The following is a 15,881-nucleotide window of genomic DNA, read 5'->3' on the forward strand; positions in this document are numbered from 1 at the left end:
AAGTAACTGCTTTATTTCCATCCAAACAAGGTCTATCTTACGTATTTTATGTTCTAAATTTAAGATTAAGTTGCTTATTGGCCGAAATCGTATCATAAAAAATTCAATCTATGATTCTAATCCATCAGATATAACATCTCTCAATCATCATCTTTAATAATATAATGGCAGAATAGTTTTCTTATGCTAATTACTTATATTACACTGGTTATAAAAAGACAGTGGTAAGAGTCTTTTTCTATCAAAAAAGATCTCTTACTCCCTTTCAGCCTTTATACATAATAATATAATCGTATATATACGTTCTAAGTTGCCACTACCGATTATCCTATTTTTTAAGAATCAATATAGTTCGTCCAATACTTTCACCCGAAATGCAGGATATACGGGAACAGTATGCTCTTTTTTCATAATCTCACCAATCTTTTTGACGATTTCAGGATGCTTAGGGGCAACATCCCTCTGTTCACAAGAATCTGTTTCCAGATCGTATAGCTCGATCTTCATATTTCCTCTTTTCAGTCCATTACGCAATCCTTTCCATTTGCCCATACGTACAGCCTGTTGTCCTTCTATGTCCATAAACTCCCAATAGAGATAAGAATGCTTCATTTGATCTCCACTCTCCATTAAAGTCGGATAAAAACTGATTCCATCGGTCTCTGTGGCCGGATTCACACCTGCCAGTTCACATATCGTTGAGTAAAAATCATAAGATGTACATGGTAATGTAGTGTGTGCTCCTGCCCGGATATGTCCTTTCCATGTTACAATCAACGGTACACGGATTCCTCCTTCACGCAAAAAGCACTTTCCCCATCCATATTCCGAACGGAAAGGACCTCCACTCCGGAACCAGGGCGAATCGACTCCACCATTAAAGGTCGGGCCATTATCACTTGAAATGATAATGACCGTATTTTCATACAATCCCTTCTTCTTTAAAAAATCTACAATCTCACCTACCTTCTCATCGATGTAAGTCACCATTGCCGCATATCCGGCATGTGGATAACGTGCCGGAAAGTAATCGGCCTGTCCTAAATAAGGGGACTCGTCACCAAATTTCCTGACATAATGATCAATCAAACGTTGAGGGGCCTGAATTGGAACATGTGGCAAAGGAGTAGCGTAGTAAAGAAAAAAGGGTTGTTTTTTGTTCTCCTCCATAAAACGCAATGCTTCTTCCTGAATTTTATCGGGCGAATAAACATGTGAGATTAACTTATCATAGCTGCTCAGGCTCAAAGGATCGGCTCCGGGGTCAAGTTTGGTATGCGGTATCACCGTATCATTTGCCAGATACTCCCTCTGTTCATTCCGATACAAATGCAATGGAAAGTAAGTATGTGCCTGACGCTGACAATTATAACCATAGAAGAAGTCAAAACCATGATTCAAAGGCAGGCTTTCAGTACCCGGAGCACCCAATCCCCACTTTCCTACTATCCCTGTACGATATCCTCCTTCCTTCAAAATTGACACAAATGTTTTCGTACCGGATGGCAATCCGCGTTGACCTTCTAAGGTTGAATCGCGCTCAGCCGCAAGAAAATCCCATACTCTACCACGTTCCGGAGCTTCATCATTCCCCCTGATGCCACAATGACCACTGTGTTTTCCTGTCAAAAGAACACAACGGGCAGCAGCCGAAACCGGAGATCCGGTATAATAATTACTGAATACCATTCCTTCGGCAGCCAAACGGTCTATATGGGGAGTTTCGATCCGCTTCTGTCCGAAACATCCCAGATCTCCATAACCCAAATCATCCGCAAGCACAAAAATAATATTGGGACGGACAGAATCGGTAACCTTATCCCCCGCATACACCATCTGGAGTCCTGCTGTTTGTACCAACAATGCAGAACATACAAATCTAATATTCATAAAAATTCAATATATGATAATCCGGCACTACTTTTCCAACGATGACACTTTAAAAGTAGTCAATACAAAACCGTGATCGGAAGGATAAAAGAATTTTTCTCCCATAAACTCCAGAGGTTTAGTCAGCTCCTGGTTATAAGATTCAGACGTTACCGCACGAATAGTCTTACCTTGATAATAGATAAAATCAATACGGTCGGACCGGACAGGCTTATCTTCATTATCGTAGATCCAGGTAGCTCCTATATTCTTTTCGGGTTGGGGATGAATTTCACGAAAGCTATCCTTGAAACCTGCGTTTTGCATCTCTTTAGAAACAGTCCATTCCACAACGGCACCACCATGGCTATACATATCTTTCGTGGTATCTGTCCAGTCAAGATGGGAATGTACATTGAAATCTCCCCCCATAATCATGGGAATACTGTCAGTCTGACGAATCATCGGTTGCAAAACAGAAAGTATGCGGCGTATTTCATCATCTCGTGTCCCGGCATCGTCCCAAGCCAAAATATCGGCTTCTGATTGCTCCGTAGGCACTAATCGCATATCGGGTAAATAATGCAGCCAGGTATCGAATAAACGGACTGGCGTACCATCCATATCTATTTCGACTCCTCCGAAATTGAATGTAGAAATGGAATCAGGAAAAAGATACGTTTTCTTTATCGGATAGCGACTATAAATGCACAGATTGTCTGATAACAATACGTAATCATATCCCAAAGAGTCTGCCACCATTGGAGCCGCACCATAAGTCTCAATCATCAAAATAACATCCGCCTGACTCTTTTTCAGAATCCCTATAGTTCCTTCACAGCCCTTTTCGGGATAGTTTTTAGCATGTCCTGCATGCCATACATTCCATGACAAAACTTTTAATTCCTTCTCCTTAACACGTTCCACAGGTGTGCAAGAGACAAAGCTAATTGCCAAAGACGCAATTAGCATATATATAAATCTTTTCATATCAATCTTTTATACAGGTATCATCCAATGGGGCTATTTCCCCCATTGGATAAGTACATTTTAATTATTTAGTAAAGAATGCTGTCGTTACCGGATTGCCCAACCAGGCTTCGTGAGGCTCAACCCCCAGCAGCCAAGCTTCCGTTGCAGCCACATCAATCACCATTGTACTCTCAGTTATCTTATAGTTCTTTTTCACACCCTTTCCATAAAATACAAGCGGGGTCTCCATTTCATTGAGAGTTTTTCCGCCATGATTAGTACCGATTCCGCCATGATCCGCAGTCAGTATAATTACAGTATCATCCATCATACCGGCTTCTTCAATGGCTGCTACTATTTCACCTAAATAACCGTCCAATTCATCGAGCTTTTCATAATACTCTTTGGATTCCCACTTGTAGCTGTGTCCGGTGTGATCAGGATATTCAAATATAACAGCACAATACATAGGCTTTTTCTCTTTCAGATAATTCACGGCGAATTGTGTCGCTCCCTTAGGATGTTCCTTTGTTTGCGGAGCATGTACGAAGTAGTTGATAGCGAGCGAATCAACCAGATATCTCATTCCATCCCATTCATAAATATAGCCTACCTCTGCTTTAGGATATGTATCGCGTATCAATCCGTAAAGTCCCGGAAAACGACCGTATTGATTGGTTATAAAAGGAGGAATCTCGGGTGTCTTGCTTCCCCAGGTCGTATATCCATGAAGTTCCGGTCCGGCTCCGGAAAACATAGAGGCCCAGTTTGGAGCACTCGATGATGGCAGAATCGAACGGTTGTTCAGTGTATAAGCCCCTTCTTCCATCAACCGGTTGAAATTGGGCATGGGATGATTGCGGATAGCAACGGCACTTAAACCGTCAAAAGCAATTAATACTACATGCTTCGGATGTTTCTTCAAACGGGGACCGGCTGCATTTACTTCACTGGCAAATAAACTAAGAATCACAGAAAATATGAATAATATCGAAATCTTTTTCATTTTGTATATACAATTAATCATGTAACCTAAAATTATAAATATTACCTCCAAAATCGGTAACGAACAGACAGTTACCGCTTACTGCCACACTCGAGAATACCGGAGCTCCCAAAGCACGTTTTCCACGATAGGCGCCTGTGTCCAAGTCAACGGCATGCAAATACCCGTCACTGGCCCCAAAGAAAACGGTTGCTCCCACAAGTACAGGCGAAACTTCGACTGTGCATTCATGGCTATGAGAATAAGGGACAGTATAGAAAAGGCTTGTTCCGGTACGATAGTTCCAGACCTCTTTAAAAGTAAGACGGTCAAATGCAACCACTCCCTTATTGGAAGTGGAAACAACCAGATATTTATCCGTCACAAGCGGAGCGCAGGCCGAATTAAACTCATAAGAAGTTTCCGCCATTTTCAGAATATCTCCGGAACGTGGGTTGATCACATATAAATTCTCACATGAGGCCAGATAGAAATTACCATCGTAAAAAGTTGCCGATCCGTCACGGAAACGAATTTTACTGTCACGCTTCTTCCACAATAAAGTACCGTCATTGATGTCATGTCCGAAGAGTCCGTTCCAATGTGCAGACGCCACTAATACTCCTGCACCTACAGTCAAAGTAGAAGTGGTTCCCTCACCTCCATCCCAGGCTTTGTTCTGCCACAGGATCCTTCCATCGGCAGTCCGTACGGCACAAGTTCCTTTCGCATGTCCGGCATACACCACACCATCGACAACCGCCAAGCCTTCATCAAGAAGTGGCAATAGAGAAACCGGCAACTGTGTTTGCCAACAAACCGTTCCTTTTTCTGCATCTATGGCGTAAAGCATCCCCGAAGCATCCGAAGCAAACACGCGCCCGTCTTCATAAGCAATGGTATTCTTTATCGAATTAGAAGCACTGAAAGTCCAGCAAAGACCTCCTGTTGCAGCATCATAAGCTTTTATAAAGCATTTCTCTGCCCTATCATCGTCAATGGTTCCTATAAACACTTTATTCTGTGCCACTATGGGCGAACACATATAAATATTGCTGCCTGCATTTCGGACCCAGTTGGTTTGCAGAGGCAAAGACACTGTGTCATTCACCAGTTGATTGTGGGCGGCATTTCCACGAAGTCCCGCCCAAATGGCGGATGCCACAGCCGAAGCTGCCGGCTGCCCGGTTACGGTGTAATCCACCCTTTTCGTCAAACGGGTTCCATCCTCAAACTCGGCAGTCACCAACAAGCGCTGCTTGCCATCGGACACACGGACTGTTCCGCTCCATTCCCAGTCTGTTTCGGGTAACAATGTGACAGACGACATGATTTTCCCGTTCCGTTCAACAGAAGCCGTTACTTTTTTTGCGTACGACACCGTACGATAAGCATTAATCCGAACTGTCATTTTACCATCAGAGACAGAAACAATTTCACCTTCTGCCGGATAAGCAGAAGTCAAGATTCCATCGATATAAGTATAACGGGTTTCCGAACTGAGTTTACCTTTGGTATCAGCATGATAAATCCTGAAACAGGACGTTCCGTGATCGATTCCTCCTTTATCCGGAGTAGATGAGCAGTAGGTCTGAAGTCCCGACTTCAACTGCTTATAATAATGATTGTGCCAGTGTCCGTAAATCATGGCGTCCAGATTATAATCTGCAAAGTCTATCTGTTCGCCGTTTTTATCCTTGAAGAGCAAATCGTCTCCCCAAAACCATAAGTCGTGATTAAATAAAACTACCCTTTTATCTCTATTTATTTGTGCAAGGTCATTCTTCAGCCAACGGATGATATCAGCACGCCTGTACGAGGGTGCATGATCACCACCCAGCATTGGAGTAACCACATAATGCACATTACCAACGTCGAACGAATACCATGAAGGACCGAAATGACTCTGCCATAACTCTTCACCATACCTTCCGGCACGCAAATCATGATTACCCACACAATAATAAGTCGGAACCCCCAAATCCTCAGAACGAAGATAACGTCCGTGAAAATCCTGATGGGCTTCATAACAAATATCACCCGTATGGATGATAAAAGCAGTCGGATTTGTTTTCACATACTCTTTCAGATTGTCTATCCAGTCACCATACAGAGATGTCTCTGTATCTGTGATTTGTACAAACGAATATCCATTTCCTGTCCTTACCGGACTCTTGCAAATTCCCAGTTCATACTTTTTTCCGGTCCCGTCGAAAGGTAAATAATGGGAAGCAGATGCCTGAAATCCATCGGGCACGGTCAAAGTGATAAACCGGGTGTCTTTATGTCCCGGAAGTATAAAGCTACCATCTTCCGCCGTTTGCACCACATGGAGCCCATCTTGCACACAGACCCCCTTTATCCCTTTCTCTCCGGCATCACGAATGCCGTTTCTGTTTGTGTCGATATAAACCCCGCCTTCTATCTGTGCGAAAGCAGAACTGCCAACTCCCAGGAATAAAGCCGCTATACCTGCAAATAACTTCAACATATTTATTGTTTTACTATATTAATCAGTTTTGTCTCTTAACGAAAACAGCAGGCTTCTCCCGCTACTGCCGGAGCAGCCTTTCTGTTTTCGATATGATAAACCTATTCCCAGAATGGATTCTGATAGAGGTTTTCGTTAACAGTAATATCTTTGGTAGCAACCGGATAATAATAATATTTAGGAGATACAAAAGTATACTTACCATGTTGCGCTATCAGGTAGATATAGCCTTTTGTCCCTTCGGTGAGCCCAATCGTATTACCTTCCAAAGCATAAACCGTCAATTTATACTTTTGCTTGTCCTCCTCAGGTATCTTATCTACATCCGCTTTCTTTTCCACTACTGCAATGTCCGGTGTACCATCACCTGTTACATCATAATAGCCCATTCCCGGAATATACGCCCCTTCCGGAGCAGCCTCAAACAACTTTCCACATCCCCAACGCATTAAATCACCATATCTGAACCCTTCGCATGCCAATTCGATTCTGCGTTCACGGCGTACTTCCAGCACAGCACCTTTTTGTGAAGACTGTACATTGGAATAACGTTCTTCCTGTACCGGATCAATATTAGCCAGCCAGTCGTCCAACGAAGCATCCGGCATACCGGCACGCTGCCTGATCAGATTGATTGTATTGTTGATATCATCTTGTGTAAGCGTACCCAATTCGGCCTTTGCCTCAGCATATATCAGCAAAATTTCAGCGTAACGGATAATAGGTAAATCAGTATAAGATTTTCCCCAATCCATCTGATCGAATGTCAACGGACGGAATTTGATCTGTGGATATCCACCCAGATTCAGTTTAGCCCGGTGAGGCTCGGTAGTACCCACGTTCAGGACACCCGGTTTCATAAAAGTCTGCTCCAGACGAGGGTCCCGATTCTCAAAGATCTCCAGTACCGTCTTGGTCCGGTAACCTTCCACTTCATGAAAATATTTGGTTTGTCCGTCCTCAACGACTAAATAATCTTCCATCAGACTACGGGAAAGTCCCGTATTATAGTCAAACTGAGCCTGAGCATTGTGCAGGCGTCCTAATGCCTTATCGTAATCAGCCACCAGAATCATTTCCGGGTTTTGCGTAAGATCCGCACTACAGAAAAGTGACTGATAGGCAGGCAGTCCACTCTCTTTGGAAGTCGACAGGCTGTAATGTTTTGTGTCCATAATCTTCCGGCAGGCCTCTACCGCTATTTTCAGGAACCGATCGCCATCATTCAGTTTCAACTCGGGATGATATTTACGGAATGTCCCTTCATGCAAAGCAATCCGCGCCTGTATAGCCAAAGCAGCATTCCGGTAAATACGGGTCGTACTATTGTTTGTTTTCATGTGGGTCACGGCAAAATCAAGATCGGCCATTATGGAATCTACGACCAGGGAACGAGGATCCTGTGACTTATATAGTAACTCGGTGTCCGTCGTTTGCAGGTCATGGCTATACCATGGCACATCCGAATAGTCTTTCACCTTTGAATAATAGATTAATGCACGAAACATGCGCGCCAGCCCGATGTAGTGATTAATCTCACCACGGTCGCCCTCCACACGGTCTGTCCTTGCCAACATAAAATTGACCGTACGAATGTTCTTCCAACTCCATTTACCTATGTTATCGGGTCTATATTCACCACGCATCATCTTATAAATATCAGTATCTTCCGGATACAGCATATTGTCAGAAGGCGTATCCGAGTAACTTGCACCAATATAGCCGTACATGCCATTGGTATAGGTCTCCAAATCGGCGGGAGAAGAGAAAAAGACCTTCTCCGTGATACTGGTCTCAGGAAAACGATCCATGAATCCGTCATTACAACTTGTCATCAGAGCTGCGCCTGTCAGACAGCACGCAGTCAGTAATATATGTTTTATTTTTGAACACATAACTTATCTTAATTAGAATGTGAGATTTAAACCAAATGAATAAGAACGCTGAAGAGGATAAACAATATTACCTAAACTTTCCGGATCTACCTTATAATGTTTGTATAAGCCTGAAAACTCACACAGATTATCACCGGAAAAGAAAATACGCAAACGTTCAATTCCTATCTTATTCAACAGTACTTTAGGAAGAGTATAACCTACGGTGAGGTTTTTCAAACGGACATAAGCTGCATTTTGCAGGTATCTGGTCTGAACAACTCCACACTCCCTGTCTGTATTTTCCGCCACATAAGCTTTCATACGCGGGAAATACGCGTCCGGATTTTCCTCTGTCCAATGGTCGTACATATTACCCACGGTAATATTAGTCCAGGGCTGTGCATAAATACCCCAGAAATAAAGGTCGCCTGTGCCCGGATAATAATCTTTCTTACCTACCCCCTGGGCAAACAGGCTAAGATCGAATCCATTCCACTGTGCATTGGCCGATAGACCAAATGTATAGCGTGCACGGCTGTTACCAATGACTTCATAATCACCATGGTCTTCCAGTGTCCATGCTCCATCGGTTATTTTACCGTCTTTATTTTCATCTTTAAATTTCAGATCACCGGGAGCCAGCGGACGGGTACCCGGATAGGAAGTACACCATGACTGGTCTGCATGATTCTTTATATCTTCCTCGGAAGTGAAAAAGCCTAAAGTCTCTACACCCCATATCTCACCAATCTCTTTTCCTACATAGTAATCACCCAACAATCCTTTCGGATTTTCGTACTTCGTAATATAGGCACGGCTATCTGCCAGATTAAAGTTCACATCATAATAAAATGGTTTTCCGGCCAATTTGAACTGATCTTTCCAACCTACGGTCAATTCCCAGCCCTCCGTCTTCAAGTCGGCTGCATTTTGCTTGGGGACATCCGTTCCCAGAACACTTGGCAGTGTCACTCCTGCCGTCAACATATCTTTTGTTCGGCGCACATATACTTCACCCGTTATGCTTAAACGGTTATTGAAAAAATTAGCGTCTAAAGCAATATTGGTGGTAGTTACCTTTTCCCAGGTCAGGTTACCGGCTACCAATCCGGGAGCTCCCACATATACCGGCTGTTGTTTCTCCAGGATCTGACTGATTTTTCCCGATCCCATCGTGGCAAGATATGCATACGCATCCACATCCTGATTTCCCAGACTACCATAAGAACCTCTCAACTTCAAGAAACTAACCACATCACTCAAAGGCTCAAAGAACTTTTCACGCGAGATGACCCAGCCCAATGATACGGAAGGATTAAATACAAAACGGTCATTCTTCGGGAAACGCGAAGTACCGTCATAACGTCCGTTAAATTCGAAGATATATTTATCGTCGTAGATATAGCCCAAACGCGCGAATGCACCTCTTAAAGCCCAAGTCGTTATGCTTTGAGACATATTCATATCTCCCGTGGCCAGGTTAATGGTGGGAAGTGAACTTGAAATCAGCTCTTTACGATTCGCTTTCACATAATCATATTTATACTCTTCCTGATTGAAACCTGCAACTGCAGTAATGGCGTGTTTCTTCGCAAATGTTTTCTGAAAAGTACCATAAACATCAAACAAGATGTGCTTTGTATCGGAATTACTGCTCGAAGCATCCGATACGGTAGAAATAGGATTAAACGTCAGGACAGGCAATTCGGGTCCATTGCGATAAGTGACAGGCAGGTTATACCAGTTACTTCTGGTCTTGGTATTTGCAAAAGCAAAAGTTCCTTGTACCCAAAAGACATCTTTGACTATATCCATCTTAGTAGACAGATTGATATTTGTATTTGTTTTCCAGTCTGTAGCACGTCCGCCTTCGGCCAATGCCCCCAATGTACCTACACTGGCATCTGTCCAGGTTCCATCAGGATTCTTAACCATATCCATCGGATTTTTACGGTACATCTGTTTATAGGTGTTGGTCATGGCATTCGCATAGTCATAATCGGAAGTGGTCAGGCTCACATTACTGCTCAGACTCCACCAATCCGTCAGTTTAAACTGTAACTTGGTACGCAGGTTATACCGGTTATAAATGTCGTTTCCATATCTTAACATACCGTTCTGACGATTGTATCCTCCCGAAAAGTAATAAGAGATACGGTCTGTTTTACCGGAAATATCAATATTATGGATCGTAGAGAAACCTACATCATTGTAAGCCTCGTCCACCCAGTTTGTACGTCCAAAATAAGTATAAGAACCATCCGGATTCAGGAAGTAGGGAGAAGTGGAAGGATCTTCGGAACATTTTTTCGCATAGGCCAGTTGTTCCTCGTTATAAAGGTTATACCACGGATATGCCATTGTATTTCTCGTAGTTGCCACCAGATAAGGGTCTGTTATAATTTCCGGCATACGAGTGTTGGTACGCAATACAAAATTGTTGTTATAGTTAACAGTAAGTTTTTCATTGCTGCCATTTTTAGTTGTAACCAAAATAACACCGAACGCAGCACGCGACCCATATATAGCAGAGGATGCGGCATCTTTCAGTACAGAAATATTGGCTATATCAACAGGATTCATGCGATTCAACTGATCACTGGTGGAAACAACCCCGTCAATGACTACCAACGGAGAACCTCCATTCAGAGAAGTAGTACCACGAATATTATAGGAAGGGGAGTCATCTGCCTCACCATCACCGACAGATACATTAAGGTTGGCAACGGCACCTTGCAAAGCCTGCCCCATGTTCAGTACCGGACGGTCTTCGATTGTTTTAGTAGATACGGTCGCTACCGAACCCGAAAGGTTGACTTTCTTCTGGACAGCATATCCCACTACCACAACTTCGTCCAATGCTTTACTGTTTTCCTGCATTACAATGTCCATCACTGTTTTATCGCCTACCTTCACCGTCTGGGTGATATAGCCGACATACGAATACTGAAGCGACTTGCCTACCGGAACTTTCAATGAGTATTTGCCGTCGATATTGGTTATGACACCGGTAGTTGTTCCCAATATCGTTACATTTACCCCGATCAAGGTTTCGCCTCTTGCGTCTGTAACGGTACCGGTTATCTCTTTCATTTTTGCAACGTGGTCATTCCGGACATTTTGTTTCTCCGCACCGGGAATCAGAATAATCTTTCTATTCTCCACTACGCATTTGCAGTCCGGCAGAATTTGAGATAAAATTACGTCAATACGTTCATTATCGGCCTGAACCGTTACTTTACGGTTCATGTCAATTTCCGCATCATTGTAGAAGAAAGTGTACTCACTCTTCGATTCAATCGATTTAAGAACCTGCTTCAGGGGAACTTGTTTCACATGGAGATTAATACGTGTCTGCTGAGCATAAACTCCCTGAAAAACAAACAGGAACATAATAAAAGACATAAGTCTTGCTAAACGAATGTTTCTTTCTGTTAAGAAAAAGCTCAAAAAGCTCCTCCATTTAAATTTATTCATATCTTTGTAAAAGATTTAAAGTAAATAATTGCGTCTCCTGCAAGAGACGTGATTAAAAGAAATCTGAGATAGGTAAGTGCTGCAACATTTACCTATTTTTTTGTCTGGTTGTGTGTCTCTACATATTTTCATTCAATTTTTAAGGTTAATACTTGTGTTGCCTATCGCTTTCTGGGAAGAATATGTAAGATACCATTCTCCCAGTAATATCTTATTGGAGCAACCAAAGTCATCGCTTTCAGAATTTCATCCAGATTCTCTCCATTCCTGACAGAGAACGACATAAATACTTTTTCAGCAAACTCTGACGGACATTCAATATCCACCCCATACCATTTATTCAAATTAATGATAATATCGGCCAATTTATCATTGTCGAAAGTCAGCTCATTCTGAATCCAACTGATATAATCATCCGTATTGACCATCTGTACCTTGGTCCGCTCACTCTTCTTATCATAATTTATCAACTGCCCCGGAGTCAGTACCACCGAATGGTTCATCTTGCAACCGGCAATCTTCACACTACCTTCTACCAATACTGCCTCGACTCCGGATTTCCGCTGATAATTGTCGACAATAAAGCGGGTGCCCAACACTTCCACTTTCATTTCTCCGGCTTGCACCCGGAATGGAAGTTTCTCATTTCTCCGCACTTCAAAATAAGCTTCACCGGACAAACTGACTTCACGGGCTGATGCACTGAACGTTTCCGGATACTCCAACAAACTATTTGAATTGAGCCATACAACCGTACTATCCGGTAATACAAAACGGCCTTTACTTCCATTGGCAGTCAGCAAACGGTTCATGACTTCCTTCTGCCCCGGAACCGAACTGCTACCCCAATAATAAGAAGCAGAACCGACAGCAAACAGTATCAGAAAGACAGCTGCCACCCGCAGGAACAGACTGAAATGTTCCGGAAAAACAAATCTGCTTTTACGGGAACCGGATTCCGGTATTTGTATCCGTGACCTAAACCGGTCGAGTGCCACTTCCGTTTCAACATCATCAGTAGCCAGCGTATTGCCTAAAAGCCATAAATCACGAACTTCGGAAAACTCGTTCCGGTTCTTTTCCGATTGTTTCAGCCAGTTCAAAAGAAAAACTTTCTCTTCACAGGTAGCTGTACCATCCAGAAAACGTATAATCACTTCGTTTATGTCTCCTATTTCATTTTTCATTTTTAGCTCCTCTATAAGTAATACAAGTGAAATTAAAAAACCCCTCCTCCAAAACATACTTTTTTTTAAAATATTATTTTGAGCAGAGATAGAGTAGGAATAAAAGGCTCATTAAACCTTTATTTTTAAGATGAGTACGCAACTCCAACAGAGCACGGGTCAAATACTTTTCTACAGTCTTGGGTGACAGATCGAGCTGAACGGCAATCTCCTTTACCTTCAGGCCGTAGCTTCTGCTTAGTATAAATACCTTCTTTACCTGTACAGGCAGTGTTTCGACAAAAGCTTCGATTTCACCCCGAAGTTCCTTCATGAATAATGAGTTCTCCTGATTATCTTCCTGAATCTGCAACGCATCGATCTGATCTGAAAAACATTCCATGGACTCTTCTTCAGTATATTTCTTGCTGGTGAGGAAGTTGAGAGATTTATTATAGACGGCCTTAAAAAGATAGGCCTTTACTGCTCCATCGAATTCAATATCTGTACGCTTATTCCATAAAGCAACAAAAACATCCTGAACGATATCTTCTGCAACATCCCAATCATTCACAAAGCGAAACGCATACACCCGCAACACTTTATAATATTGCCGAAACAGTTGCTCTACCGACTCAAGGTTCGAATACATTGCGTTTTTCTTCATTTAAAGTATTAGTTAATAAAAAGACACTGGCAAAGTAACAAATAATAATAATAATCTCAAAATTTTAAGAATCCGTTTCAGTACCAATTTTAACCCGCGAATGAACCTGCAAGCCGATAATTCCTTTAATGCCCAAAACAAATTACTTCATGTGATTTACTTCTATATAAAATAGTAAAGTAACGGGAATAAACTTATCCTTAACAGCAAATCTTCTTCATCTTAGCAGCTAAGATGTACATCTTGGGCGCTAAGATCTATATCTTGACGGCCAAGATGCACATCTTTCGGCGCAAGATGAAGTAAATGATATGAATAAAAACATTTCTTTCGGGCACCGGAACCACTTTATACGGGTACTTATGGAAGTTCTCTTCTTAAGTTCGTCAGACAACGATGCAATTACCTAATAATTGATATACCGGGATTACGCATTACGAGAAACCGGGCTGTAAACAGATGTGAAGTCTATCTGTCTACAACCCGGTTCTATTTATATCGGATACCTATTGTACGTGTGTTTCCTTACCAGCCGGGGTTTTGTACCAATTTCTTCGACTTTTGTATCTCTGCCAACGGAATGGGGTACAAATACATACGCTTCTCAAAAATACGGGTCTCAAAAGCAGTGCGTTTCATAAATCCCTCAAGATCGGTGGCATTCATATCCATACCATGAACAGGGCCGCCTTGTTTATACCCTTCTTCTTCGGCACACATCCAACGACGTACATCAAAATAACGCTGTCCTTCGGCAAACAATTCAATGCGGCGCTCGTGACGTATGGCTTTCTCCTGCAACTCCCGGTTGCCGATAATTTCCGGTTTAATGTCTTTCAGTAAGGGAATACCGGCTCTATAACGAATGCTATCCACATACTGGATAATACGCGCATCACCCGGATTCACATGATTCAGGGCCTCTGCATACAACAAATAAAAATCGGCCAGACGAAACAACATACTTGCACGATACTTGGATTTCGGATTGTTGCCTTGATTCAGCAAATCACGGTTCATACCTTTATAAAGTAAATATCCTGAATAACTCATATCTGCCTTCGAATTGTCATCCGGCATTCCTTTATAAAAATAAATCTTCTTATCGGTCTTTTGCCATATTTTGCCGGAATAAGTAATGTCCTGGTAGAAACGCGGTTCACGGTTCTTATACATATTGGGTATACCGTCTTCACCGATGCCCTCTTCTTTATACAAACCCGATTCATCAATGCTTTTACCATCACTCATCAAGAAGTCATCAATAGCTTCCTGAAGAACTCCGACACAACTGAATCCACTAAAAATAGCACGCGGAGTACATCTGCGTTCACGGCCTTCACCGTTTACTCCGCCCCAGGAGTTCTTACTGCTTTGCCAAACCGCCTCCGAATTGTTAACGCTTACCTGAAACAACTGATAAAGCGATTCTGCCGGATCGATCTCACCGTCCTTCACCACCTGGTATAAAGAGTAGCGCCCTTTTGAATAATCAATAAAGCGTTGCAGAGCGTCCAGAGCAGTTTTCCATTTCGTGTCATCCTTTGCCGGAAAGAGTTGTTTGCCCTGATTATCCTTCAAAGCAACAGCTTCGGGATAACCACCATTGAACAACGGACTTGCCGCATACACATGCAATTTGGCCAAAATGGCCAACGCTGCCCCCTTGGTCGGTGCCGCCGCACGTTCATTGTTAATAGTACCGTCCGGATTCAGTTCTTTCTCCGGTAGCAAGTCGTAGCATTCATTAAGTTCTTTATCAATAAAGGCAACTACTTCATCTACCGAATTTCTGTAATAATCCAAGTCAGCAGCCGAAGGATCGGCTATTTCGGTCATAATAGGAATGGGACCATATAACTCGAACAACAGATAATGATAATAAGCACGTAAAAAACGTGCTTCATTCTTCAGAAGAGCCAGTTCTTTTTCATCGATGAAGTCGGCTACATCTCCGTTCTGAGGAATGACATGGGCGTATGCGATGAATTCGTTTGCCTGCCGGATTTGCTTGTAAAGGCTCCAACGTGACAAATCGGCCGATCCGGCATGATAGCCTATCGTTGGAATCGTTTTCACATTGTTCTGTGCTGACTTCAATTCGTCTGAAACAGCCGGCCAGGGATTATCCAAACCGGTCAGGCTGGCATAGGCATCCGTTATGATGATGTTCGACATATCGGGGATACCGGTATAGATGTAGCGATGAAACCTGCGTGCGTAACTTGTGTTATTAAATACTTCTTCCATAGTCATTTCGGCAGCCAGATCATCTGATACATTTAGATAATCTTTACAGCCGGAAAGGAGAGTCGCACTCAATCCAAGTGCCAGTATAAAGGTCGGTAAATTCTTAAAAACTTTCATATATATACTA

The 15,881-nt window shown here is 42.6% G+C and carries 9 protein-coding genes; all 9 read right to left on the reverse strand.

The annotated features are described in order from the left end of the window. Positions 1-342: 342 nt before the first annotated feature. The 9 genes from G7Y45_RS19605 to G7Y45_RS19645 all read right to left on the reverse strand — a co-directional run bounded on the left by G7Y45_RS19605 (position 343) and on the right by G7Y45_RS19645 (position 15,871). Entirely contained in the window at positions 343-1,890 is a 1,548-nt protein-coding gene (locus tag G7Y45_RS19605; RefSeq protein ID WP_229067040.1) for an arylsulfatase, read from the reverse strand. Positions 1,891-1,917: 27 nt separating this feature from the next. Next, positions 1,918-2,859, reverse strand: coding sequence for an endonuclease/exonuclease/phosphatase family protein (locus G7Y45_RS19610; protein WP_032538029.1), 942 nt, complete (start codon positions 2,857-2,859; stop codon positions 1,918-1,920). Between the two features lie 64 nt (positions 2,860-2,923). After that, complete coding sequence (locus G7Y45_RS19615) at positions 2,924-3,847, reverse strand: alkaline phosphatase (protein ID WP_032536834.1); 924 nt, start codon at positions 3,845-3,847, stop codon at positions 2,924-2,926. A 13-nt stretch (positions 3,848-3,860) separates the two neighbouring features. Continuing rightward, the gene (locus G7Y45_RS19620) at positions 3,861-6,317 is read right to left on the reverse strand and encodes a PQQ-binding-like beta-propeller repeat protein (RefSeq protein ID WP_032539737.1); all 2,457 of its coding nucleotides are present in this window, start codon (positions 6,315-6,317) and stop codon (positions 3,861-3,863) included. A gap of 101 nt (positions 6,318-6,418) precedes the next feature. Next, a complete protein-coding gene (locus tag G7Y45_RS19625; protein ID WP_032531990.1) occupies positions 6,419-8,212 on the reverse strand; it encodes a RagB/SusD family nutrient uptake outer membrane protein in 1,794 nt (597 codons plus the stop codon). A 12-nt stretch (positions 8,213-8,224) separates the two neighbouring features. Beyond that, positions 8,225-11,671, reverse strand: coding sequence for a TonB-dependent receptor (locus G7Y45_RS19630; protein ID WP_165016187.1), 3,447 nt, complete (start codon positions 11,669-11,671; stop codon positions 8,225-8,227). Positions 11,672-11,832: 161 nt separating this feature from the next. Further along, a complete protein-coding gene (locus G7Y45_RS19635) occupies positions 11,833-12,858 on the reverse strand; it encodes a FecR family protein (protein ID WP_005821685.1) in 1,026 nt (341 codons plus the stop codon). A 73-nt stretch (positions 12,859-12,931) separates the two neighbouring features. Continuing rightward, complete coding sequence (locus tag G7Y45_RS19640) at positions 12,932-13,504, reverse strand: RNA polymerase sigma-70 factor (RefSeq protein WP_165016189.1); 573 nt, start codon at positions 13,502-13,504, stop codon at positions 12,932-12,934. 525 nt (positions 13,505-14,029) lie between these two features. Next, positions 14,030-15,871: a RagB/SusD family nutrient uptake outer membrane protein gene (locus G7Y45_RS19645; RefSeq protein WP_165016191.1), complete on the reverse strand. Its 1,842-nt coding sequence runs from the start codon at positions 15,869-15,871 to the stop codon at positions 14,030-14,032. Positions 15,872-15,881 lie beyond the last annotated feature (10 nt).

The sequence above is a fragment of the Bacteroides sp. ZJ-18 genome (assembly GCF_011038705.2).
GTDB classification, from domain to species: domain Bacteria; phylum Bacteroidota; class Bacteroidia; order Bacteroidales; family Bacteroidaceae; genus Bacteroides; species Bacteroides hominis.

Coding starts and splice junctions, on each gene's coding strand:
- G7Y45_RS19605 (WP_229067040.1), bottom strand. CDS start 1,890: ATGAATATTAGATTTGTATGTTCTGCATTGTTGGTACAAACAGCAGGA.
- G7Y45_RS19610 (WP_032538029.1), bottom strand. CDS start 2,859: ATGAAAAGATTTATATATATGCTAATTGCGTCTTTGGCAATTAGCTTT.
- G7Y45_RS19615 (WP_032536834.1), bottom strand. CDS start 3,847: ATGAAAAAGATTTCGATATTATTCATATTTTCTGTGATTCTTAGTTTA.
- G7Y45_RS19620 (WP_032539737.1), bottom strand. CDS start 6,317: ATGTTGAAGTTATTTGCAGGTATAGCGGCTTTATTCCTGGGAGTTGGC.
- G7Y45_RS19625 (WP_032531990.1), bottom strand. CDS start 8,212: ATGTGTTCAAAAATAAAACATATATTACTGACTGCGTGCTGTCTGACA.
- G7Y45_RS19630 (WP_165016187.1), bottom strand. CDS start 11,671: ATGAATAAATTTAAATGGAGGAGCTTTTTGAGCTTTTTCTTAACAGAA.
- G7Y45_RS19635 (WP_005821685.1), bottom strand. CDS start 12,858: ATGAAAAATGAAATAGGAGACATAAACGAAGTGATTATACGTTTTCTG.
- G7Y45_RS19640 (WP_165016189.1), bottom strand. CDS start 13,504: ATGAAGAAAAACGCAATGTATTCGAACCTTGAGTCGGTAGAGCAACTG.
- G7Y45_RS19645 (WP_165016191.1), bottom strand. CDS start 15,871: ATGAAAGTTTTTAAGAATTTACCGACCTTTATACTGGCACTTGGATTG.